Origin of the sequence: Sphingobium psychrophilum (assembly GCF_012927105.1) — a bacterium.
GTDB lineage: Bacteria > Pseudomonadota > Alphaproteobacteria > Sphingomonadales > Sphingomonadaceae > Sphingobium > Sphingobium psychrophilum.
The window spans coordinates 98,385-120,183 of record NZ_JABBFV010000014.1 but is presented as its reverse complement, the minus strand read 5'-3'; the positions used below and the strand labels follow the sequence as shown (position 1 = coordinate 120,183).

The 21,799-nt window shown below is 65.0% G+C and carries 21 protein-coding genes; 5 read left to right on the top strand and 16 right to left on the bottom strand.

The genetic code is table 11. The annotated features are described in order from the left end of the window. Positions 1-106 precede the first annotated feature (106 nt). On the bottom strand, positions 107-439 hold the full coding sequence (locus tag HHL08_RS17640) for a hypothetical protein (RefSeq protein ID WP_169574367.1): 333 nt from the start codon (positions 437-439) through the stop codon (positions 107-109). A 195-nt stretch (positions 440-634) separates the two neighbouring features. After that, a complete protein-coding gene (gene dgcA, locus HHL08_RS17635) occupies positions 635-1,612 on the bottom strand; it encodes an N-acetyl-D-Glu racemase DgcA (protein WP_169574366.1) in 978 nt (325 codons plus the stop codon). Between the two features lie 103 nt (positions 1,613-1,715). Between dgcA and HHL08_RS17630 the strand changes: the two genes are divergently transcribed. Further along, complete coding sequence (locus HHL08_RS17630) at positions 1,716-3,008, top strand: class I SAM-dependent methyltransferase (protein ID WP_169574365.1); 1,293 nt, start codon at positions 1,716-1,718, stop codon at positions 3,006-3,008. A gap of 117 nt (positions 3,009-3,125) precedes the next feature. Further along, the gene (locus tag HHL08_RS17625) at positions 3,126-4,913 is read left to right on the top strand and encodes an ABC transporter transmembrane domain-containing protein (RefSeq protein ID WP_169574364.1); all 1,788 of its coding nucleotides are present in this window, start codon (positions 3,126-3,128) and stop codon (positions 4,911-4,913) included. Between the two features lie 23 nt (positions 4,914-4,936). On the opposite strand, the gene HHL08_RS17620 is transcribed toward HHL08_RS17625, so the two are convergent. The 5 genes from HHL08_RS17620 to HHL08_RS17600 all read right to left on the bottom strand — a co-directional run bounded on the left by HHL08_RS17620 (position 4,937) and on the right by HHL08_RS17600 (position 8,144). Next, positions 4,937-5,248 (bottom strand): PilZ domain-containing protein, encoded by a 312-nt coding sequence (locus HHL08_RS17620; RefSeq protein WP_169574363.1) that lies wholly within the window; start codon positions 5,246-5,248, stop codon positions 4,937-4,939. A gap of 354 nt (positions 5,249-5,602) precedes the next feature. Then, positions 5,603-6,025 carry an ExbD/TolR family protein gene (locus HHL08_RS17615; protein WP_169574362.1) on the bottom strand — a complete coding sequence of 141 codons (423 nt, stop codon included), beginning with the start codon at positions 6,023-6,025 and terminating at the stop codon, positions 5,603-5,605. A 24-nt stretch (positions 6,026-6,049) separates the two neighbouring features. Continuing rightward, a complete protein-coding gene (locus tag HHL08_RS17610; RefSeq protein WP_169574361.1) occupies positions 6,050-6,538 on the bottom strand; it encodes an ExbD/TolR family protein in 489 nt (162 codons plus the stop codon). Positions 6,539-6,653: 115 nt separating this feature from the next. Next, the gene (locus HHL08_RS17605) at positions 6,654-7,409 is read right to left on the bottom strand and encodes a MotA/TolQ/ExbB proton channel family protein (RefSeq protein ID WP_206377949.1); all 756 of its coding nucleotides are present in this window, start codon (positions 7,407-7,409) and stop codon (positions 6,654-6,656) included. A 72-nt stretch (positions 7,410-7,481) separates the two neighbouring features. Further along, positions 7,482-8,144: an energy transducer TonB gene (locus tag HHL08_RS17600; RefSeq protein WP_169574360.1), complete on the bottom strand. Its 663-nt coding sequence runs from the start codon at positions 8,142-8,144 to the stop codon at positions 7,482-7,484. Positions 8,145-8,398: 254 nt separating this feature from the next. Between HHL08_RS17600 and HHL08_RS17595 the strand changes: the two genes are divergently transcribed. Both HHL08_RS17595 and HHL08_RS17590 read left to right on the top strand, forming a co-directional pair. Further along, positions 8,399-9,271: a hypothetical protein gene (locus tag HHL08_RS17595; RefSeq protein WP_206377948.1), complete on the top strand. Its 873-nt coding sequence runs from the start codon at positions 8,399-8,401 to the stop codon at positions 9,269-9,271. A 101-nt stretch (positions 9,272-9,372) separates the two neighbouring features. After that, a complete protein-coding gene (locus HHL08_RS17590) occupies positions 9,373-10,677 on the top strand; it encodes a homoserine dehydrogenase (protein WP_169574359.1) in 1,305 nt (434 codons plus the stop codon). A 4-nt stretch (positions 10,678-10,681) separates the two neighbouring features. Here HHL08_RS17590 and HHL08_RS17585 read toward each other — a convergent pair whose 3' ends face one another. Further along, the gene (locus HHL08_RS17585; protein WP_169574358.1) at positions 10,682-11,113 is read right to left on the bottom strand and encodes a hypothetical protein; all 432 of its coding nucleotides are present in this window, start codon (positions 11,111-11,113) and stop codon (positions 10,682-10,684) included. Positions 11,114-11,256: 143 nt separating this feature from the next. Between HHL08_RS17585 and glpX the strand changes: the two genes are divergently transcribed. Further along, positions 11,257-12,255, top strand: a complete 999-nt coding sequence (glpX, locus tag HHL08_RS17580) for a class II fructose-bisphosphatase (RefSeq protein ID WP_169574378.1) — start codon at positions 11,257-11,259, stop codon at positions 12,253-12,255. Between the two features lie 50 nt (positions 12,256-12,305). Here glpX and HHL08_RS17575 read toward each other — a convergent pair whose 3' ends face one another. From HHL08_RS17575 to HHL08_RS17540, 8 genes are all read right to left on the bottom strand, one after another. Continuing rightward, entirely contained in the window at positions 12,306-12,683 is a 378-nt protein-coding gene (locus HHL08_RS17575; protein WP_129925704.1) for a MerC domain-containing protein, read from the bottom strand. A 76-nt stretch (positions 12,684-12,759) separates the two neighbouring features. Continuing rightward, a complete protein-coding gene (locus HHL08_RS17570) occupies positions 12,760-14,541 on the bottom strand; it encodes a sensor domain-containing diguanylate cyclase (protein ID WP_169574357.1) in 1,782 nt (593 codons plus the stop codon). Positions 14,542-14,615: 74 nt separating this feature from the next. Further along, complete coding sequence (locus tag HHL08_RS17565; protein ID WP_169574356.1) at positions 14,616-16,100, bottom strand: glycerol kinase; 1,485 nt, start codon at positions 16,098-16,100, stop codon at positions 14,616-14,618. Further along, positions 16,097-17,602 carry a glycerol-3-phosphate dehydrogenase gene (locus HHL08_RS17560; RefSeq protein WP_328804674.1) on the bottom strand — a complete coding sequence of 502 codons (1,506 nt, stop codon included), beginning with the start codon at positions 17,600-17,602 and terminating at the stop codon, positions 16,097-16,099. Before HHL08_RS17560 ends, HHL08_RS17565 begins: the two co-directional genes overlap by 4 nt. 124 nt (positions 17,603-17,726) lie before the next feature. After that, positions 17,727-18,332, bottom strand: a complete 606-nt coding sequence (locus HHL08_RS17555; RefSeq protein WP_169574355.1) for a hypothetical protein — start codon at positions 18,330-18,332, stop codon at positions 17,727-17,729. Between the two features lie 134 nt (positions 18,333-18,466). After that, entirely contained in the window at positions 18,467-18,844 is a 378-nt protein-coding gene (gene clpS, locus HHL08_RS17550; RefSeq protein ID WP_408021787.1) for an ATP-dependent Clp protease adapter ClpS, read from the bottom strand. Between the two features lie 153 nt (positions 18,845-18,997). Next, positions 18,998-19,864 carry a phasin family protein gene (locus HHL08_RS17545; RefSeq protein ID WP_169574353.1) on the bottom strand — a complete coding sequence of 289 codons (867 nt, stop codon included), beginning with the start codon at positions 19,862-19,864 and terminating at the stop codon, positions 18,998-19,000. 151 nt (positions 19,865-20,015) lie between these two features. Next, positions 20,016-21,755, bottom strand: a complete 1,740-nt coding sequence (locus HHL08_RS17540) for a PHA/PHB synthase family protein (protein ID WP_169574376.1) — start codon at positions 21,753-21,755, stop codon at positions 20,016-20,018. Between the last annotated feature and the right edge of the window lie 44 nt (positions 21,756-21,799).

Below are 21,799 nucleotides of genomic sequence, written 5' to 3'. Positions count from 1 at the left end.
CAAAGTCGTCCCGCAGTCCAATCGCTGCACCCATGGCCATGCCCTCCAATCGGCGCCCATAGATTCAGAAATTTGCCGCTTTGGGAATCCCCTACATGAGTCAGCATCATGGAAGGTTGGTATAAGCCGCATCATAATCCGCTTGCGTGCTGATGTTCGACGGAACTGTCAGGGATGCCGCCAGATAGTAGATGCTCGTTATAACTAGAGCCGCCCCAAGGCTTGGCCAAACACTTGGCATCAGATCACGCAACTCGTAAGCCTGCCCCCAGAATGACGTCACATCGCAAAGCACAAAAATACCGAGCAGAGGCACCAACGCGCCAATTTCGAGCCGATTGCGTTCTCGGAGCAATTTGGCGAGGCCAGATAGAACTTCTACAAGGGCGAGGCCGAGCACAAGACCCGCCAAATTGAAGACTACCTCAAATATGCTCATTGCGCCCCCGCTCCATCGTCATGACTGCGGTGTATAAGCACCACGGTTGACAAAGGCGAAGCATTGCTGGCGGCCACGTCCGCTGATTCAGGAAATCCGGCCGTCTCCTATCCCCCTTTGGCGACGCTGACGATGCCGATCATTCGCACGCTGTGTAAAAAGGCTGCCATGTCAAGCGGTCGGCCTGAACTGACGTCACCGGCCTACCCCCCACAGCGAGCCCGGCTGCAACAACCCTTCACGCAGCGCCAACCCGCCCTGCCGGTCCTCCGCCAGCAGCAGCGCGCCGTCCAGGTCGATCCAGTCCGCCCCCTGCGCCACCAGAGCGGCGGGCGCGATGCCCAGCGACGTGCCGAGCATACAGCCGACCATGATGCGAAAACCGCGCGCCCGCGCGTCCTTCGCCAGCGCCAGCGCCTCGGTCAGCCCGCCTGCCTTGTCCAGCTTGATATTGACCGCATCGAAATCGCCCAGCCGGTCGAGATCGGCGCGGGTGTGGCAGCTTTCGTCGGCGCACAGCGGCAACGGCGCACGCACACCGGCAAGACGCGCTTCCTGCCCATGGATCACCGGCTGCTCCACCATCTCGACCCCCAGCATAGCCAGCGCCGCCGCCTCCGCCGCAATGTCCATGGCGTGCCAGCTTTCATTGGCGTCAACGATCAGCCGCGCGCTGGGCGCACCGGCCCGCACCGCCGCGATGCGCGCCCGGTCGCCCTCCCCGGTCAGCTTGCATTTGAGCAGCGCAAAGCCCCGCGCCGCCGCCGCCCTTGCATCCGCCTCCATCCTGGCCGGTTCGCCCAGGCTGATGGTGAAGGCGCTTGGCAAGGGCGCGGGCGCATCCAGGCCGGCCAGTTGCCACACCGGCGCGCCGGCCTGCTTGGCCTCCAGATCCCACAGCGCGCAGTCCAGCGCGTTGCGCGCCGCGCCGCGCGGCATATGGGTCAACAAAGCCGCCCGCTCCAGCGGCCCGGCATAGGCCTGCAACGCCGCGACGCAGCCCTCCGCGCTCTCGCCCTCATAATAGATGGCCGTCCCCTCGCCGCGCCCTTCGTGCATACCGTCGCTCACGGTGCAGACGATGACATCGACATGGGTCTTGGCCCCGCGGCTGATGACGAAGGCGCCCGCCACCGGCCACCGTTCGACTGTCGCGGAAATTATACGGGTCATCGGCCTTCCCTGCGTCATCCATTGACGATCTGTGACGCTGTCATATGCGCGAAACAGGATGAGCGGCATAGTCCGGCGATCCCATAAGGAGCATGTTTTTACAGTGACATCCCGTGACCTCACCGGCCTTCTCCCCCTGACCGAAGCGGGCCATGGAGACAGCGACATGGCCCGCCGCCTGTCGGACATGGTGTGGCGCATCGGTTTCGGTGCGATCGGCTGGCCCTGGCTGCTCGCCAGCCTGTCGGGCGGTCGCCCGGCAGACAAGCGGGCGCTGCTGGACGAATTGGGATTGCCGCATGACGCGCTGCCGCATCTGGGCAGTTGGAAGGCCGATGTCGGCTTCCTGCGCCATATCGTGCGCGAAATCGCCCGGCTGCGCCCTGTGCATGTGGTGGAACTGGGGGCGGGCGCCTCCTCCCTCATCTCCGCCCGCGCGCTGCAATTACATGGCGGCGGGCGGCTGCACAGTTTCGACCAGCATGGCGGCTTTGTCGATGCGACCCGCCAATGGCTCGCCGACCACGCGCTCGATGTGGATATCCGCCACGCGCCCTTGACCCATGAGAGCGCCGACTGGCCGGGCCGCTGGTACGCGATCGACACGCTGCCCGATCAAATCGACCTCATCATCATAGACGGTCCGCCCTGGAGCGTTCACCCGCTGGTGCGCGGCGCGGCCGACAGCCTGTTCGCGCGCCTGTCGCCCGACGGCGTGGTCCTGCTGGACGATGCCGCCCGCCCCGGCGAACGGCTGGTGGCGCGGCGCTGGCGGCAACGCTGGCCGCATATCGATTTCCGCCTGGTCAAGGACGGGGCCAAGGGGACGCTGGTCGGCCGCCGCCGCGACACCCGCCTGCCGGTCGCCAATGACCATGACGCCAGCCGTAGCTGGCGTCATGTCGGGCGCGCGGCCGTCATCGCCGCGCTGCTCGCCACTGGCTGGATCGCCCGCGGGGCACTGGGCGAGTTCCCCCAGACCGCCCAGGCCAGCACTTTCCTTGACGAAGCCGCCGCCTCCCGCCGCGCTGGCCTGCTGCGCCAGACCATGGCCTCCCAGGTAGAGAGCGCGACGTTTGACGCGCGGGAGATCGAACGCTCCACCGGCATCATCCTGCCCGCTTTGCCTACAGGCTGGCGCGTGACCGATGTCCAGCTCTTCCCGACCACCGACAGCCCGGCCATCGCCATGTCGCTGCTGACGCCGCAGGGCGAGGCGCTCTCCCTCTTTGCTGATCGCGCGGAAACCCCGGCGGAGGGCACGCCGCTGATCGCCCGACAGCAGGGCGAGGTCGTCGCTTACTGGGAAGCCGGCGCGATGGCCTATGCCCTGACCGGCAAGGCCGACACCCGTCGCGTGATGCAATGGGCGGGGGCGATTGCGGGCGATAGCTGAAGCGCGTGCCAGGCGACGCATGGTAGCGTCTTCAGCCGCGCAATTTTCTCGGCGTAAAGCGATTTCAGGGCGGTCGGATATTTCCTATCCCGTGAAATCGCTCTAAGCGCCGCATCTATGGAGGATGCCCCGCAACCCACCGCCCGCGCCGACGCGCGCCCCGCCCTTGGCAGCCTGGCGATGCTGTGGGGTTTCGCCCGTCGCTATCCGGGCCGCATCGCCGGCGCGCTCGCGGCGCTGATCGTTTCGTCAGCGGCGACGCTGGGCATCCCCAGCGGCTTCCGGCTGGTCATCGACAAGGGGTTCATGGGCGGCGGCGACATCAGCCGTTGGTTCGAATATCTCCTGCTGATCGTCATCATTCTGGCGATCGCCAGCGCGCTGCGCTTCTATTTCGTGTCCTGGCTGGGCGAGCGTGTCGTTGCCGATATCCGCAGCGCCACCCAGGCCAATTTGCTGCGCCAGGCCCCTCGCTTCTTCGAGGAAAACCGGCCGTCCGAAATCGCGTCCCGCATGACCGCCGACACTGCGATCGTCGAACAGGTGGTCGGATCGACCGTGTCGGTCGCGCTACGCAACCTCGTCACCGGCATTGGCGGGCTGATCTACCTTTTCGCGCTCGCGCCCAAGCTTGCGGCGATGCTGTTGCTCGGCATTCCGGTCATCCTGCTGGTGCTGATCGGCCTTGGCCGCCGGGTCCGCGGCCTGTCGCGCGCCAGCCAGGACCGGCTGGCTGATATTGGCAGCGTCACCAGCGAAGTGCTGGGCGCAATGAAGATCGTCCAGGCCTTCGGGCAGGAAGGGCGAGAGGCCGCTCGTTTTGACGCGACCGTTGAAAGCGGCTTCGCCACCGCGCGGCGACGAATCGGCCTGCGCGCGATCATGACCGCGGTGGTGATCGGGCTGGTCTTCGGATCGATCACCGCCGTCATGTGGCAGGGCGCGCTCGACGTCGCCGCCGGCCGCCTGTCGGGCGGCAGCATCGCCGCCTTCGTCCTGACCGGCGGGCTGGTCGCCGGGGCGTTCGGATCGCTGTCCGAAAGCTGGGGCGACCTGCTCCGTGGGGCGGGCGCGGCCAGCCGCCTGCATGAACTGATGATCGCCAAACCTGACATCCTGCCCCCGGCGCATCCGACCCTGCTGCCCAGCGGCGATCAGGGCGCGCATCTGCTTTTCGAGGATGTGCATTTCCACTATCCGACCCGCCCCGATCAGGCGGCGCTGCGTGGTGTCTCCTTCGCTGTCGCGCCGGGCGAGACGGTCGCCGTCGTCGGTCCATCCGGCGCGGGCAAATCGACTCTCATCCAGCTCGCGCTGCGCTTCTACGATCCGGCTTCGGGCACCATTCGACTGAACGGCGTCGCCTTGCCCGACGCCGATCCCGCCGCGCTGCGCGCCATGATGGCGATCGTGCCGCAGGACAGCGTGATCTTTGCCGCATCGGCGCGTGACAATCTGCGCTACGGCCGCTGGGACGCCACCGACGAACAGATCTGGGAGGCCGCCCGCGCCGCCAATGCCGAAGCGTTTTTGCGCGCGCTGCCACAGGGGCTGGACAGCCAGATGGGCGAAGGCGGGGCGCGCCTGTCCGGCGGCCAGCGCCAGCGCCTGTCGATCGCCCGCGCCCTGCTGCGCGACGCGCCGATCCTGCTGCTGGATGAGGCCACCTCTGCGCTCGACGCCGAATCCGAACGGTTGGTGCAGGATGCGCTCGGTCGGCTGATGCAGGGGCGCACGACCATCGTCATTGCCCATCGGCTGGCGACGGTGCGCGCCGCGGATCGCATCCTCGTGATGGATGAGGGGCATATTGTCGAGCAGGGCAATCATGCCGCGCTGGTTGCCCAGAACGGCCTTTACGCGAGACTGGCCAGTCTGCAGTTCCAAGATGGTCCTGTAGCCTGAGTGCGGCGACGAAAGCCGGGCGGTTAGTTCAGGCGGACGATATGGTCGAGGATCGCAGGGTGAAGCGGCCGTTCGAAGGCGCAGCCTGATTCCGGACCACGAGTCCACAGCACGCGGGCGCGCCGTCCTTCGAATCCCGGCAGCATCACCCAAAGGTCGCTGCCGACGGTCAGCTTCATGAAGCTTTGCAAGCGAAATCCGGTGATCGATACGTCAGTGATCCGGCTGGTGAACCAGGTTTCCCCCGGCCGCCGGACCTTGACCCCGATCTGCACATGGCGCCGTTCGGCCGCCCGCGCCTTGCGGTCATATTCTGATTTACGTTCCGCGCCCATGATCGATACCGGATTACCTCTGACGCACCATCGGCGATCGGGGTAAGCAAAGGGTTAAGCCGCCCCGTCCTGGCTGCCGTAAAAGTCGCCGGATCGATTTTATTTCGACCAGACCGCCACCTGCTACCCTCGACGGATCGCTTTGGCTGTCCCTTGTCGGAGCATGGCGCGAAGCTGCCCGCCGCTCTTCCTCGCGCCCACCCGACCGGCCGCCGCCTTGCGTCGGCAACAGGCAAAAAAGGGCCGCCCGAAGGCGACCCTTGAATAGCTGCAATCATCTGATGCCTGGTCCAGCATGGCCGATCCGCGAAACCGGGAAGTCTTGCGCGGATGGACGCTGCGGGATGTCAGCGGTCAGAAATTGCCATATTGCTCGTTGCCGACGAAGCCAAGCTTGGTCACGCCGGCACGCTTAATCTCCGCCAGCACTTCATCAACGGTCACATAGCGGGTCTGCGCATTCGGCTGGAACTGCAGTTCCGGCTCCACAGGCAGACGCAGCGACTGCTGCAAATACTGACGCAGGGTCAGCAGATCGATCGCCGAACCATTCCAGGTGATGATCCCGGCAGGGTCGATGGCGACCTTGTTCTTGACCGGGTCAATCACGCTGTCAGTCGGCGGCGCGTTCTGCGGCAGGTCGATCTTGACCGCGTGGGTCTGGATCGGAATGGTGATGATGAACATGATGAGGAGAACGAGCATGACGTCGATCAACGGCGTCGTGTTCATTTCCATCATCGGTTCGCCATCATCGGAACCCATGCTCATGGACATAGCGAAATCTCCTTAATCAGCCGGTCAGAGGCGGGTCGTCGTCGAGCCGGGTTCCGGCTCGGAGATGAAGCCCACCTTGGGGAAACCAGCGCGCTGCATCGTGTAGATGGTGCCACCGATGCAGCGATAGGGGGTATTGATGTCGCCGCGGATATGCACTTCGGGCATATCCTCGGGCGTCATATTCTCAACGCCGCCTAATTTCTTGATGTCCGCTTCCAGCTTAGCGACCGCGCGATCCAGCAACTCGCTGGAGTTGACCGGCGCCATGCCCCAGAAAACGGCACAACTGCCATCGGAGGCTTGCGTAACGGAAAGCAACACATTTTCCGGCTTCGTCGTGGTCGGCTCGAAAGCCACCTTGGGAAGCTGGAGATCGACCGACTGGACGACGACCGGAACCGCGATGAGAAAGATGATGAGCAACACCAGCATGACGTCGACGAGCGGCGTCGTGTTGATGTCGGACAAGGGCTTGTCGTCACCGCCGCCGGGGCCAACACTCATTGCCATTGATACAATCCTAACCTTGATGTCGATGGCGCCCCGTTAAGCGAGGCCCACGTCCGGCGGGGAAACCGGGCGGTCGCAGCCGCCACCCGGTCCCCGAACCGGAATATTAAGGCAATCAGGCCTTGGTCGGCGCGACAGCAGGCTTGGCAACCGGAGCTGCCGGTGCCGGACCAACGGAAGGCTTCACCGCGCCGTCGGAAACCAGATAGGCCAGCAGATCGACGGTGAAACCGTTGAGCTGTTCGGCGATGTTCTTGTTACGACGCTGCAGGAAGTTGTAAGCGAGCACCGCAGGAACGGCGACGGCCAGACCCAGCGCGGTCATGATCAGTGCTTCACCGACCGGGCCGGCAACGGCGTCGATCGAAGCCTGACCGGCAGCGCCGATCTTGATGAGCGCGCGGTAGATGCCGATAACCGTACCGAACAGACCGATGAACGGCGAGGTCGAACCGACGGTCGCGAGGAAGGCGAGGCCGCCACCGAGCGACGAGTTGATGCCGGCTTCCGAACGGGCAAGCGAGCCGTGCAGCCAGTCATGCGCTTCGACCGGATCCTTCAGCTTGCCATGCTCTTCCTGAGCCTTGATGCCGTCATCGACGATCTGCTTATAGGCCGAGTTCTTTTCCAGCTTGGCCGACGCTTCCTTCAGCGAACCGGCGCGCCAGAAGGTCGCACGGACCTTCTTGCCCTGGTTGATCACCTTCTGCTGTTCGATCAGCTTGGTGAACAGAATGTAGAAAGTGCCGACCGACATGCCGCACAAGATGATGAAAACAGTCCAGGCAATGACACCGCCCTGTTCCAGGGCTTCCACAAGACCGTAGGGGTTTTCCGGCTTTGGAGCCGCAGCTGCGAGATACATCAACATGTTCAAGACTTCCCTCTCAATGAGATCAAGCTAGGGACAGGCGGCGCCGGGCGCACGCCTTCCCGATCAGGATTATTCCGGCAGACGCCAGGTGATACGCCCATTGTACGTGTCGGGCATTTCCGCACCATCAGACCCCTTGGCCGGCTTGAAGCGCGCACGCTTCGGCAGCAGGCGGCAGGTCGCCTCGTCGAGGTCGGCATGGCCGGTCGAAGAGGTGATGGTGCAGTTGGTCACACGACCATCCGCGCCGATTTCCAACCGGAAGCCAGCCGTACCCGAACGCTCTTCACGCTGCGCGCGGCTCGGATAGTCCGCATCGCTTAGCCATGAACCAGGCTGACTACGCGGCGAAGCGCGGGTCGCAGCCTGAGGCGGGGGCGGCGGTGCAGCCGGAGGCGGCGGCGGTGCGGCGACCGGAACCGGATTGAACACCGGCGGGGGTGTCCGAACGACGGTCATGGTCGGCGCTGGCGCCGGGGTCTGCACGATCGGCGGGGGCGCGACAACCGGCGGCGGCTCGATCGGCTGATCTGGCGGCGGCGGTGGCGGCTCCTCGTCCGGTGGTGGCGGTTCCTCCTTCACGTCGATCACGTTCAGCTGTTCTGCCGCCTTTTTGACATATTTCATGCCAAGACCGGTGACGAAGGCATAGCCAAGAACAGCGTGAATCAGGGCGACGATGACGATCGAGACAGTCCGACTCGATCCTTGCGAGTGGTCAGCATAGGCCATTCGGCAACGACACTCCTTAACTCATCTTACCAGTGGTTTATACAAAATCAGCCAAAAACGACCCCAGCCGATCGGGCTGCCCCGGTCGCCTTTGGCCCCTGTCCGTTCATTTGCTACCGCGCAAACTCCTATCGCGACGCATCGTGGCACGCAAACGCTTTATCGATATGTTCATTTGCGGTTACCATTTCATATCGGAATGACTTGCCTGTGACATCCTTGCCACTGGCCCAAAACATAGGACGAAGCTGACGATGAAATCCGCCACCCGCCTGATCCGCCTGGGATTGTCCTGCCTCATTTTCGCCGCACCTTCCGCGGTTTTCCCGGCCTTTGCTCAAAACGGAAAGCTGGTAACGCAACCATCATCCGCTCGCCCCGGCCTGTCTTATGCCGACATTGTGGACCTGGCGGACAAAGCGCCGCTAGTGGCCAATGTGCGTATTCGCAACATCATCGATTTGAAGGCGGAGCAGGCCGGTTCGGTGCCGGCAGGCCATAAAAGGCTGTATGTCGAGGCCGATGTGACGGGGCTGATTCGCGGCGAAGCGGGAATCGCCCCCCTTGTAACTTATCTCTACGACGCCCCCCTCGACGCGCGCGGCAAGATGGCCAAGCTCAAAAAGGCGCAGCTCATTCTCTTTGCGCGTCCGGGCGGGCGGCCTGGCGAAATCCAGTTGATCGCGCCCGACGCGCAAATTCCCGCCACCCCGGCTGAGATTGACCGGGTCAAGGCGGTGCTGTCCGCTCTGGTCGCGCCCAACACGCCGCCGCGGATTCTGGGCCTGGGCGACGCATTCCATGTCGCGGGCACGGTCGCGGGCGAAGGCGAAACGCAGATTTTCCTGCGCACCGAAAATGGCGATCCGGTATCCCTGTCGGTTCTCCGCCGGCCGGGCCAGGCACCCCGTTGGGCGGTCGCGCTTGGCGAGATCATGGACGAGGCCGCGCGCGCGCCGGAGCCGGGCACCCTGCTCTGGTATAGGCTGGCCTGCACATTGCCCGCCACCCTGCCCGCCCGCACTGTGCGCACCCTGTCGGTTCAGGATGCAGAGGCCGCGCGCGCAGACTATGGCGTTGTGATCGCCGCGCTCGGCCCATGCGGACGAACGCGCGCCGTGTCCTGATTCGCAGGAGGCATAAGCGACGCCGCGCTTTTCCTTGGACAGTTTCGCGCGGGCGGCTATCAGCGCCGCGTTCATCAGCTGCACAAGGAAGATACGCCGCCATGACCAATCTGCACCGCCATGCCCCGCTGCGCGTCGCGCTTGTCGGCCTCGGCACGGTGGGCGGCGGGGTGATTCGGCTGCTCAACACCAATGGCGATCTGATTGCGCGCCGCGCCGGCTGCCCGATCCAGATCGTCGCCATCTCCGCGCGCGATCGGAACAAGGATCGTGGCGTCGATCTGTCCCCCTATGAATGGGTGGACGACATGACGACGCTCGCCACGCGCGACGATGTCGATGTCGTGGTCGAACTGATCGGCGGCGCGGATGGCCCCGCCCTCACCCTGGCGCGCCAGTGCCTGACATTGGGCAAGCCCTTTGTCACCGCCAACAAGGCGATGCTGGCGCATCATGGCCTGGACCTCGCCCGGCTCGCAGAAACGGGCGGCACCGCGCTGAAATATGAAGCCGCAGTCGCAGGCGGCATCCCGGTCATAAAGGGGATGCGCGAAGGCGCCGCCGCCAACGAGATCAGCCGTGTCTATGGCATCCTCAACGGCACCTGCAATTACATCCTGACCACGATGGAGAAGGAAGGCCGGGGCTTCGACGAGGTGCTGAAGGAAGCCCAGGATCTGGGCTATGCGGAGGCCGATCCCAGCTTCGACATCGACGGCGTCGACGCCGCGCACAAACTGACCATCCTCGCCAGCCTAGCCTTCGGCACCGAACTGGATTTCGATGCGGTCGCGACCACCGGCATCCGCCACGTCATCGCCGCCGACATCGCCGAAGCCGCCGCACTGGGCTTTCGCATCCGCCTGGTCGGCATGGCGCAAAACGGCGCAGATGGCCTGTTCCAGCGTGTCCACCCGATGCTGGTGCCGCTCGATCATCCGCTGGCCCATGTCGATGGATCGCTGAACGCTGTGGTGGCGGAGGGCAATTTCGTCGGCCGCCTCTTCTTCCAGGGCCGGGGCGCGGGCGACGGCCCGACCGCTTCCGCCGTCGTGGCCGACCTGATCGACGTCGCCCGTGACGAATATGGCGACGCCTTCGCCATGCCAGTCGCCGCCCTGACGCCGCAAAACACCGCCGATGCCGGCGCACGCATCGGCCGCAGCTATCTGCGCTTCAAGGTACAGGATCGCCCCGGCGTGCTGGCCGAAATCGCCGCCGCCACCCGCGACGCGGGCGTATCGATCGAAAGCATGATCCAGCGCGGGGCCAACCAGGCCGACGGCGTGCTGGTCGCCATCGTCACCCATGCCGGCGAAGAACGCTGCGTGCGCGAGACTCTGGAGCGGCTGGCCGGGTCCGACAGCCTGCTCGACACGCCGATCGTCATGCATATTCTCGATTGATGGCCTAATGCTGCCCGGCACCCTGGATGCGTTCGGGCGGCGGTGGCGACAGGTCGGCATCGGGATCGACGATCGCCCGCACGCCCTTCGCCAGCACCCCTATCGCCTGGAACACCGGCAAGCCCCCGGTGCAGCCGGTGCCCTGTCCCCCGACCACGCCACAACTGCCCTGCCGCACGGCGACGGCCGACGCCCGCGGCGCTTCTCCCCGCAACGGGGCGGCCGCTTCATCGCTGGCGCGGGGCAGGGGCAGCCGCTCACGTGCATTACGCTGCGCCTGCGTGCCACACACCACGATCGCGTCGCCGCTGCGGTCGCATGGCCGGACGACCTGCGTCTTGGCGCGGTAGGCGGCCATAAGTGCATCGTCGCCCACCGCCTGCGCGTGGGCGGACGATGCCATCGCCAGCGGGGCGAGAAGAAAGTACCGCGTCATGATGCCAGAAAAGCAGCCAATCATGGCCGCATCATGTCGCGGCTGATCGTTGCGAAATGGGCCATGCCGCCAGCCGTCCTGCCTCGACAAGAACGGGCCAGGCGCCTATCGGATCGATCGATAAAAATAGGCAGGGGAAGATGATGGTGCAGGCAAGTTCGACTCTGGCCAGTTCTACCCTGGATCGCGTCCTGGTGCTCGAAATGGTCCGCGTCACCGAAGCGGCGGCGATCGCCGCATCGAAGCTGATCGGCCGCGGCGACGAGAAAGCGGCCGACGCCGCCGCCGTGGAGGCGATGCGCCTTGCCTTCAACGACCTTTACATGGACGGCACCGTCGTCATCGGCGAAGGCGAGCGGGACGAAGCGCCGATGCTTTATATCGGCGAGAAGGTGGGCAATGCGATCGGCACCGGGCCGCGGATCGACATCGCGCTTGATCCGTTGGAAGGCACCACCATCACCGCCAAGGCTGGCCCCAACGCGCTGGCCGTGCTGGCCATTTCGGAAGAAGGCGGCCTGCTGAACGCGCCCGACGTCTATATGGAAAAGCTGGCGATCGGCCCCGGCTATCCCGACGGCACGATCGACCTGAAGCGTTCCGCACGGGAGAATGTCGAATCGGTCGCCCGCGCCAAGGGCGTCGATCCGCACGAAATCATCGTCTGTGTGCTCGACCGCCCCCGCCACGAAAAACTGATCGGCGAGTTGCGCGCGATCGGTTGCGGCATCATGCTGATCCCCGACGGCGACGTCGCAGGCGTGATCGCCACCACCGACCCGGAAACCACGATCGATATCTATATGGGGTCGGGCGGCGCGCCCGAAGGCGTGCTGGCCTGCGCCGCGCTGCGCTGCGTCGGCGGCCAGTTCAAGGGCAAGCTGCTGTTCCGCAACGAGGATGAGAAGGGGCGCGCCCGCAAATGGGGCATCACCGATCTCGACAAAATCTATGACCTCAATGAACTGGCGAAGGGCGACTGCATCTTCGCCGCGACCGGCGTGACCGACGGATCGCTGTTGGACGGGGTCAAGCGCCTGCCCGGCGGCAAGCTGACCACCGAGAGCGTGGTGATGCGCGCCAGCACCGGCACGGTGCGTTGGGTGAAGGGCGAACATCGGATCGACAATAAAAATCGCTGAACGGACAAGGGAGCCACTCGGCCCCCTAGCGTCGTAAGTTGCAGCCGATTCTAGCGGCCGGCGCGATGGTTGAGGTCATGGCCCAGCGCTAGTATGCCGACGCCGATCAACGTGTAGACGCCTTCCTGCAGGCCATGGTCCATGGTGAGCGCTCCGGCCATCACCCCCAGCCCCAGCGATCCGATCGCCGCGGGCATCATATAGCCATGGACCAGCGCGCCATGGCCCAGCGCCACAGCGCCCAGCAGGATCGCCAGCACCAGCCCGGCTTCATGGAATATGGGGCTGTCGAACATGCCCCCCGCCGATGCCAGCAGGCCCAATATCACCGCCGTCGCAAAGCAATGGGCGACGCACAGTCCCGACAGCGCGATCGCGATACGATCGATCCGGCCGCTCAACAGGGCATGGCGCAAGGTCAACTTCATGGTCGCGATTACATAGGCCAAGCGACCGTAAGTTACAACATAACATCGCGATTTTTCCGCAGCGTCCCGCCGCGCTTCAGGCCGCCAGGCGCAGGCAATTGCGGCCGCTATGCTTGGCGCGGTAAAGCGCCTTGTCCGCCGCCTCCAGCAGCGTCGAACGGTCGGACGCGCCATCGAGCGCGACCAGCCCGGCGCTGAATGTCACGCTGATCGCCAGCGACGCGCCGACGGCGATCGGCTCGTCCAGTATAGCGCGCAGCCGTTCGCACATCATGCTCGACCGGTCGATATCGCTGTCGAGCAACAGGATGGCGAATTCCTCGCCGCCCAACCGGCCGATGCTGTCGCCCGCGCGCAGACCAGGGCGCAACCGTTCGACAAAGGCGCTCAGCACCCGGTCGCCTGCGCCATGGCCATAGCGGTCGTTGACCGACTTGAAATGGTCGATATCGATCAGCAGCAGCGACGATCGGGCACCGATGACGGCACGTTCGATCTCGCGATCCAGCTTGTCCAGAAACGCCCGGCGGCTATCGGCCCCGGTCAGCGAATCGCGCGCGGCGACCTGTTGCAGCGCGCGTTGGCGCGCCTTGTGCCGCGACATGTCGCGGATCATGCTCACCACGCCGCTTGGCAGGCCGCGCTCGTCAATCATGGCGCGGCTCACCATTTCGCACCATTCCAGCCCGTCGGCGGTCACCAGTGGCCGGAATTCGACCTTATGCGCCGTGCCCGGCTGCTCCAGCGCGCGCCGATGGGTCGCGATCACCACGGCCCGATCCTGCGGATCGACCAGATTCGCGGCGGCCTGTCCCAACAGCAATTCGGGCGCGCAGCCGATCTGCTCGGCGGCGGAAAGCGATGCATATTGGATGACGCCATCGATGCTGATGTTGAGCACCACGTCGCCGCTATATTCGGCCATGGCGCGATAGCGGGCCTCGCTCTGCTGCAACATCTGGAACAGCCGCTTGCGCGCCGCCAGCTCCACCGCGACGGGCATGCACAGCAGGAAGCTGAGCGCGAGATAGAATTGGAAAAACTGGATGCGATCGCCGGTCGAACCCTCAACCCAGGTCAGCGGACCGATACCCGCCATGGTGGCGGTGCCGCCGATCGCCGCCAGCAGGATGACCGCCGCCGCCGATCCCATATGGCCGACGCGAAAAGCGATCAGCACCAGCGGCAGGAGCGGCGCGAACAACAAGGGATAGCGCGCCCAGAAGAACACATGGACGGTCGTCAGCGCGAACAGGCCGATCAACAGCACCGCTTCGAGCTTGGCGCGTGTCGATGCCTCATCCATCCACCGCCGGAATTCGCCCTGAAACGCCATGATCAGGATCGGCGCGCAGGTCAGCCCACCCAGGACATGGCCGGTATACCATTGCACGAAAGACGGCCAGAAGAGCACCGGGGTAAGGGTCGATGCCACCAGCGCCGCGGCGAGGCCAGCGACGATATTGGCCACGCCGCACAAGGCGACGACGAACACGATCAGCGGGCGGATGGCGCCGATCAGCAGCCGGTCGATGACGAACCAGCGACACATGACCGCCACGATCAGCGATTCGGCGATATTGATCGCCGCCATGGGCAAGGCGGCCGCAGGGCCCATGCCCACCCATGCGGTCGCGGCCGCGCTGGCGACGCCGCAGGCGATGATCGCGCGGGGCCAACGGGCGGTGGGCGACGTCAGCAGCTGCGCCATCAGGAAAGCGTTGGCGCACCAGATGAACGCCAATCCGCCCTCGAATCGGGACAGCATCAGGGCCAGCGACGACACCACGAAATAGACGCAGCCGGTCACGACCGGTGCGATCCATAAGGAAGGTTGGCGAAGGGCGGTATGCGTCATGTTGGTGGCGATGCTAGGCGTTCATCGTTAATATTTGCTCACGATGGCCGTGCCGCCATGGAGGAAAATAGCCGCTAATCCGTAGCGGCCCCCTGCGCCGCCTGCGCCAGCAGCGCGCGCCACCCCGCAAGCCTTAGCGCCCGTACCGGCGCGGCGAGAGCGGGCGCGAATCGTACCCGCGCCGCCGCCATGCCGACCGCCGCCTCCAGCGAGGGGAACAGGCCGACGCCGACCCCGGCCAGCATGGCCGCGCCGCGCGCCGTCGTCTCCACATCGCACGGCCGTTCGACGGCCAGGTCCAGCATGTCGGCCATGTCCTGCGCGATCCAGTCATTGGCGCTCATCCCGCCATCGATCCGCAGCGACCGCCAAGGCGCGCCATCGGCGGCGAAGGCGGCGGCGAGGTCATGCACCTGATGCGCCATCGATTCGAGCGCGGCCCGGACGATATGCGCCCGGCCGGTGCCATGGGTCAGCCCGACGATCATGCCGGTCGCCTCCGGCCGCCAGTGCGGCGCGCCCAGGCCGGACAGAGCGGGCAGCAGGAAGACGCCGCCATTGTCGGGCACGGAACGGGCGATCGCATCGGTATCGGCGGCGGCCGCGATCAGGCCGATCCGGTCGCGCAGCCACTGGATCAGGCTGCCTGCGACGAAGATCGATCCCTCCAGCGCATAGTGTCGCCGCCCATCCATCTGATACAATATCGTGCCGAGCAGCCGATTGGCGGACGCCGGCACCGCTTCCCCCACCGGGGCCAGCACGAAGGCGCCGGTACCAAGCGTCGCTTTGACAACACCCGGCGCCAGGCATCCCTGCCCGATGGTCGCCGCCTGCTGATCGCCCGCCAGCCCGCAGACCCGGATCGGCGCGCCGAGCCAATCGGGCAATGTCGCGCCGAAATCGCCTGCATTGTCCACGATCTCTGGCAAGGCCGCCTGCGGGACGCCGAACAGGGCGCACAACTCCACGTGCCATCCCGCCCCGTCCAGCGCCATCAACTGCGTCCGGCTGGCATTGCCGGCATCGCTGATGTGCAGCCCGCCGGTCAGCTTCCACACCAGCCAGCTTTCCACCGTGCCGAAAGCCAATGCATCCCCGGCCGCCGCCACGTCGGGGCTATTGTCGATCATCCAACGCATCTTGGTCGCGGAGAAATATGGATCGAGGACGAGGCCGGTGCGCTGCTGGACCAGCGGCTCATGACCGGCTGCGCGCAAGGCCGCGCATTGGTCCGCCGTGCGCCTGTCTTGCCACACGATCGCCCGGCCGATCGGATTGCTCGTCCGCCGGTTCCAGGCGACCACCGTTTCGCGCTGGTTCGCGATGCCGATCGCGGCGATGCGGTCGGCTCCGCCAGCCCGGTCCACCATCTGCCGCGCGCATTGCAGCGTGCGAGTCCAGATTTCCGCCGCGTCATGTTCGACCCAGCCGGGCTGCGGATAATATTGGGTGAGGTCCGCCTGCGCGGTCGCGATCCGCGCGCCGTCAGGGGCATAGAGCATCGCGCGGGTCGATGTCGTGCCCGCGTCCAGCACCAGCAACAGACGCTCGCTCATAGCCTCTCTTCCAGCCAGCGCTCCAGCCGATCGACCTGCCCCTGGTCCAGCCGCAGCCCCAGCTTGCTGCGCCGCCAGAGCATGTCCTGACTGGTCTGCGCCCATTCACGTGTCATCATATGCACCGCCTCCGCTTCGGTCAGGCCATGGCCGAAGTCCAGCCCCAGCGCCGATGCATTGTGGGCCTCCCCCAACCAGACCCGCGCCTGCGTCCCATAGGCGCGTGCGATCCGGTCGACCGCGGTCGGCGCCAGAAAGGGATAGTCACGCCCCAGATCGGCCGTCAGGGCGGCGAGGCCGGTCATCGAAAAGTCGCCACCGGGTAGGGGCGCACCGGCGGTCCAGTCGTCTCCCTGCAAAGCTGGCAGATACGGCTTGAGCAGATCCACCGCCTCGGCCGCCAGATGGCGATAGGTGGTGATCTTGCCGCCAAAGACGCTCAGCAACGCCGGCGCACCATCTTCCCCGTCCAGTTCCAGGCGATAGCCCCGCGTCGCCGCTTCGGGCCTCGCCGATCCGTCGTCGACCAGTGGCCGCACCCCGGCATAGGACCAGACGACATCGGCCGGCGTGATCGATCGCGCGAAATAGCGATTCGCGCCCTCGCACAGATAGGCGATCTCCTCGGCACTCGCGACCACATGGTCCAGCCCGCCGTTATGATCGCGATCCGTCGTACCGATCAGCGTGAAGTCGCGTTCGTAAGGGATGGCGAAGAAGATGCGGCCGTCGGAGAGTTGAAAGAAATAGGCGAAGCCATGGTCGAACAGGCGCGGCACGACGATATGTGATCCACGCACCAGCCGCATATGCCGGTCGGTCGGCCGGTCGGCGCGGTCGAGCAGATCGAGCACGGCCGGCCCGGTGGCGTTCACCACGGCGCGGGCGTAGACAGCCTCTTCGCCGCGCGCCGACTGCGTCATGATCCGCCAATGGCCATCGGCGCGCGTCAGGCGAACGACGGCCGTCCGGGTGCGCACGTCCGCGCCCCGATCGGCGGCATCGCGCGCGTTCAGCACCACCAACCGGGCGTCATCGACCCATGCGTCCGAATAGCAATAGCCCGGCCCGAATCCGGCTTTCAACGCCTCGCCCGCCGGATGGCGACGCAGGTCGATCGCCTGCGTCGCGGGCAACGCGCGACGGCCGCCGATATGATCGTAGAGAAACAGGCCCAGCCGCAGCATCCAGCGCGGTCGCAGCCCTCTGGTCCAAGGCAGGACGAAAAGCATCGGATGAATGATGTGCGGCGCAATGGCCCATAGCCGTTCGCGCTCAGCCAGCGATTCGCGCACCAGGGCGAATTCATAATGCTCCAGATAGCGCAGGCCGCCATGGATCAGCTTGGTGGATGCCGACGACGTGCCGCTGGCAAGGTCGCCCTGTTCCAACAGCAGCACATGCGCGCCGCGCCCAGCGGCGTCGCGGGCGATGCCGCAGCCATTCACCCCGCCGCCAATGACGGCCAGGTCGTATATGTCGGCTCTTGGCGTCGCGCTCACGCCTGCCGGTGTAGGATGGGCAGGCGCGCGAGGGAACCGCGAAAACCATGCCCGGCGACGACGGGCGATGCCGCGCCGCCGCCGGGTCTTCGCCAGTCCCCAGGCGAAGGAGGAGAAGGATGGTTCAGGCCAGGCTGTCGATCAACAGCCCACTGTTCGTGCTGTCGGTGCTGCTCGCCGCGCTGCCGTACAGCGACTGCGACAGGCTGCTGCGCAGATTTTCAAGGAAGGCGATGATCGAATCCCGCTGCTCGGTCGCGCTGGTCGCATCAGTGCTGGTCGTGCTGCTGTCGCTGCTCTCCTCGGTCGATTCCGACGGCGGCGGGCCAGGCGGCGGACCGCGCATCGGGCCGGGGCCGCCGACGCCGCCCATGCCCTCGATGCTCATGCTCTCCTCGCTGCTGGCGTCGGCCGTCGCGGTCGCGCCGCCGGGTCCCTGGGCAAAGAAGCTTTGCAGAGCCGCCGCCTGATCCTCGGTCAGCGTCCCCGCCGACACCTGATCCTCGATCAGCGAGTCGATCCGGTCCTTCATCGCCGACGGATCGAGCCGCGCGCTGCTTTCGGTCGCCGAAGCGGAGAGCGCGGTATCGATCGAATTGAGCGCCGTGTCCAACGCATCGCCATCGACCGCCGACAGCGATCCTGTCTCGATCGCGGCATCGATCTTGCGATCCATCATCGCGCGGGGCGATGGCGGCATAGTCATAGTGTAGCTGTTGATACTGGTCATGATGGAAGTCCCCACTTCGTTTCAGCAGGGACCATCATGCCGGGAAGATCTAAAAAAACCTTGTATTTCAACGACGTAATTTACTGAAATATAAGTGCTACACGGATCAACGACCGGTTAACGCTCGGCCCTGGTCAGGCTTTTTCCAGCGTGCATTGCAACGGATGCTGGTTCTGCCGGGCGAAATCCATCACCTGATTCACCTTCGTCTCGGCGACTTCATAGCTGAAAATGCCGCATACGCCGACGCCGCGCTGGTGGACATGCAGCATCACCCGCGTTGCTTCTTCCATGTCCATGCGGAAGAAGCTTTGCAGCACATGGACGACGAATTCCATCGGGGTATAGTCGTCGTTGAGCATCAGCACCTTGTAGAGCGAAGGCTTTTTGGTGCGGGTGCGCGTCCGGGTGGCGATGCCGACGCTGGGACCGCCCGGACCCTCGCCCTGATCGTCCGGATGCTGGCCGGCCATCGCAACGGGGCCTGCATGGGATGTGGTAAGGCTGTTCATGATGCCCAAGGATATGGCGATTTGCCGCCGCATGGCAAGGGGCCGAAGAGGCCATCCGGCCGGGTGGGACGATATTTCAGCGTTAACGCAAAGGGGCGCCGCTTCCCTGATGGAAGCGACGCCCCTTTGCTATGATAGGAAAAGCGTGGCCGATCAGGCGGCCAGCGACTTCACCTTGTCGGTCACCAGCGTCACGCGAGCGGTCAGCGGCTGGGCGATGTCACCGGCTAGCTTCATCATCGCTTCGCTGCTCTTGGCGGCTTCCTTCGTGAACTCGTCGAAGCTGCTCGAAAACATCTGGCTTTGCAGCTGAAAGAATTCTGTCGGCGTCTTGACGGTCGAGAAGGTCTTGAACGACGCGGTCGCCTTTTCGAAATTCTTGCGGCTGTAATCGACGGCTTCCTGACCCATGGTTTCCATGGCCTTGGCAGCGATCTTGCCGGATTCCACCAGCGCTTCGACATTGCCCTTGGCGATGTCGCTCAGTTCTTCGATCGCCTTGGTCGACTTCTCGACGCCGGCCTTGGCCTTCTCGTTCATGTCGGCATAGGCCGTTTCGAACTTGGCCTTGGTGTCTTCGGCGAACTTCTTACCGGTTTCGATGACGTCGTTCATGGTCTTGGTTCCTTCTGCGGGCAGCGGCTGGGTCGCAATGGTTTCGGCCTTGGTCAGGCTCTCTGTAATTTCGGGTTCGGGCGCGGCGTCCACCGCGGTCGTGGCGGCGGCGACTGCAATCGGATCGACCTTTTCGGTCGGGATCTCGGCAGGCTCGGCCGTTGACGAAGGTGTCGGAGCGGGTGTCGGTGTCGGCGTGGGAGCAGGCGTCGGCACCGGCTCCTTCTGCGGATTGGTATCGATCGGCTTCACCGCCGCCGAAACGGCTTTCCTGGGCGCGGGCTTCTTTGCCGCCGGGCCGCCGATCGCCGCTTCCGCCGCCTTCAGCGCCTCGCTCGCCGACAGGGTCGACGAAGCGGGCTTGGCGCGCGGGCCGCTCTTCGGGGCCTTTGGTGTAACAGCCATGACCATCCTCCGTTTGTTGCAGTGCACAATAAGTGCGTCGGAGACATCTTGCAAGAGTTATTGTGCACTGCAACAAAATTGAAATGGGCGGCTGGACGGCTTTTCGGCACCACTGGCCGAAAAGCCCGGATAAACTCTCTGTTGCGCGCCCTTAGCGCCCCTTTACGTAGCGTCCGGGCGCATCCTCGATCGCCTTAAGGCGGCCCTTGCCCGGTTGCCGGGCGCCCTTTGCGGGCACCATGCGCGAATCGCCCTGCTCGATCCAGGCGCGCCAGTCGGGCCACCAGCTGCCCTTGGTTTCCTTCGCCATCGCCAGGAAATCTGCCAGCGTCGGCTGCGCCTCGTCCGCCACCCAATATTGATATTTGTTCGCGGCGGGCGGATTGATGACCCCAGCGATATGGCCCGACCCGGCCAGCAGGAACCGCACCGGGCCGGACAGATTTTCCGTCAGCTTCCATACGCTTTCCAGCGGGGCGATATGGTCCTCCCGCCCGGCCTGCACATAGGCGGGGGTCTGGATCGCCTTGAGGTCGATCGGCGTCCCGTCCACGCTGATCGCGCCGGGCACGACAAGCAGATTGTCGCGATACAGCCGGGTCAGATAATCCTTGTGCCAGCGCGCCGGCAGGTTGGTCGTGTCGCCATTCCAATAGAGCAGGTCGAAGGGCGGATAATCCTGCCCCAGCAGATAATTGTTGACCACATAGTTCCAGATCAGGTCGCGCCCGCGCAGCAGGTTGAAGGTGACGGCCATATAGCGCCCGTCCATGAAGCCCCCGGCCGACAGCTGGTCCACCAGCTTCATCTGCTCGTCATCGATAAACAGGGTCAGGTCGCCGGCCTGGCTGAAATCCACCTGCGCGGTGAAGAAGGTCGCGCTCGCCACCTTATCCGCCTGCCCCCGCGCCGCGAGCAGCGCCAGCGTCGCGGCCAGCGTCGTGCCCGCAACGCAATAGCCGATGGTGTGGACGCTCTTCACCTTCAGCAGGTCGCGGACCGTATCGATCGCATCGACCTGGCCCTTGAGGATATAATCGTCCCAGACCAGATCCTTCATCGAGGCATCGGCCGACTTCCACGACACGAGGAACACGCTGATCCCCTGGTCCACCGCCCATTTGACGAAGCTCTTTTCCGGCGACAGGTCGAGAATGTAGAAACGGTTGATCCAGGGCGGGAAGATGATGAGCGGGGTTTCCAGCACCTGCGCCGTCGATGGCGCATAATGGATCAATTGATAGAGCGGCGTTTCATGAATGACCTTGCCCGGCGTCGCGGCGATGTTGCGCCCCAGTTCGAACTGCGTGCCGTCGGTGTGGCTCAGCTGCCCCTTCTCCATGTCGGCCAACATGTGCTTGAGGCCCTTGACCAGGTTCTCGCCGCCGCTCTCGATCGTCTTCTGCACGACGGTCGGGTTGGTGAGCGGGAAATTGGCGGGCGAGAGTGCGTCCAGCATCCCGCTGGTGGCGAAACGCAGCTTGGCCTTGGCCTTGGGATCGATGCCATCGACTGCGTCAGCCAAGCGGAGCATATAATCCGAGGTCAACAGATAGCTTTGCCGGATCAGGTCGTAAAAGGGATGCTGCGTCCACGCCGGGTCGGCAAAGCGCCGGTCCTTGCGCGCCGCCGGACTTTCCGCCGGTGCCGGGTCCGGCTGATCGCGCAGCAGTCCGCCCGAATCGAGGAAGCGCTGCCACAGTGCCAGCCCTTCGTCGGCAAAGCCGGTCTGGATGCGCGCCACCATTTCCGGGTCGAACGGCAGCACGCGGCCGGTGGCGCCCGCCGCCTGTTCCAGCATCAACTGCTGGGCGCGGCCGATCACATCGGTCCACTGCTGCATCTGTTGCAATGTCGGCAGGTGTGGCTCCATGACGTCGGCTTTATCCATGGCCACCTTGCTTCTCCTGGTATCGTCGCTTCACGCGGCTTTCG

What these genes read in the sequence shown, in the direction of transcription:
- HHL08_RS17540 (WP_169574376.1), bottom strand. Translation starts at nt 21,755, where the DNA reads ATGGATAAAGCCGACGTCATGGAGCCACACCTGCCGACATTGCAACAG.
- dgcA (WP_169574366.1), bottom strand. Translation starts at nt 1,612, where the DNA reads ATGACCCGTATAATTTCCGCGACAGTCGAACGGTGGCCGGTGGCGGGC.
- HHL08_RS17555 (WP_169574355.1), bottom strand. Translation starts at nt 18,332, where the DNA reads ATGACCAGTATCAACAGCTACACTATGACTATGCCGCCATCGCCCCGC.
- glpX (WP_169574378.1), top strand. Translation starts at nt 11,257, where the DNA reads ATGGTGCAGGCAAGTTCGACTCTGGCCAGTTCTACCCTGGATCGCGTC.
- HHL08_RS17625 (WP_169574364.1), top strand. Translation starts at nt 3,126, where the DNA reads ATGGAGGATGCCCCGCAACCCACCGCCCGCGCCGACGCGCGCCCCGCC.
- HHL08_RS17590 (WP_169574359.1), top strand. Translation starts at nt 9,373, where the DNA reads ATGACCAATCTGCACCGCCATGCCCCGCTGCGCGTCGCGCTTGTCGGC.
- HHL08_RS17585 (WP_169574358.1), bottom strand. Translation starts at nt 11,113, where the DNA reads ATGACGCGGTACTTTCTTCTCGCCCCGCTGGCGATGGCATCGTCCGCC.
- HHL08_RS17640 (WP_169574367.1), bottom strand. Translation starts at nt 439, where the DNA reads ATGAGCATATTTGAGGTAGTCTTCAATTTGGCGGGTCTTGTGCTCGGC.
- HHL08_RS17570 (WP_169574357.1), bottom strand. Translation starts at nt 14,541, where the DNA reads ATGACGCATACCGCCCTTCGCCAACCTTCCTTATGGATCGCACCGGTC.
- HHL08_RS17595 (WP_206377948.1), top strand. Translation starts at nt 8,399, where the DNA reads ATGAAATCCGCCACCCGCCTGATCCGCCTGGGATTGTCCTGCCTCATT.
- HHL08_RS17615 (WP_169574362.1), bottom strand. Translation starts at nt 6,025, where the DNA reads ATGTCCATGAGCATGGGTTCCGATGATGGCGAACCGATGATGGAAATG.
- HHL08_RS17605 (WP_206377949.1), bottom strand. Translation starts at nt 7,409, where the DNA reads ATGTTGATGTATCTCGCAGCTGCGGCTCCAAAGCCGGAAAACCCCTAC.
- clpS (WP_408021787.1), bottom strand. Translation starts at nt 18,844, where the DNA reads ATGAACAGCCTTACCACATCCCATGCAGGCCCCGTTGCGATGGCCGGC.
- HHL08_RS17565 (WP_169574356.1), bottom strand. Translation starts at nt 16,100, where the DNA reads ATGAGCGAGCGTCTGTTGCTGGTGCTGGACGCGGGCACGACATCGACC.
- HHL08_RS17600 (WP_169574360.1), bottom strand. Translation starts at nt 8,144, where the DNA reads ATGGCCTATGCTGACCACTCGCAAGGATCGAGTCGGACTGTCTCGATC.
- HHL08_RS17545 (WP_169574353.1), bottom strand. Translation starts at nt 19,864, where the DNA reads ATGGCTGTTACACCAAAGGCCCCGAAGAGCGGCCCGCGCGCCAAGCCC.
- HHL08_RS17575 (WP_129925704.1), bottom strand. Translation starts at nt 12,683, where the DNA reads ATGAAGTTGACCTTGCGCCATGCCCTGTTGAGCGGCCGGATCGATCGT.
- HHL08_RS17610 (WP_169574361.1), bottom strand. Translation starts at nt 6,538, where the DNA reads ATGGCAATGAGTGTTGGCCCCGGCGGCGGTGACGACAAGCCCTTGTCC.
- HHL08_RS17620 (WP_169574363.1), bottom strand. Translation starts at nt 5,248, where the DNA reads ATGGGCGCGGAACGTAAATCAGAATATGACCGCAAGGCGCGGGCGGCC.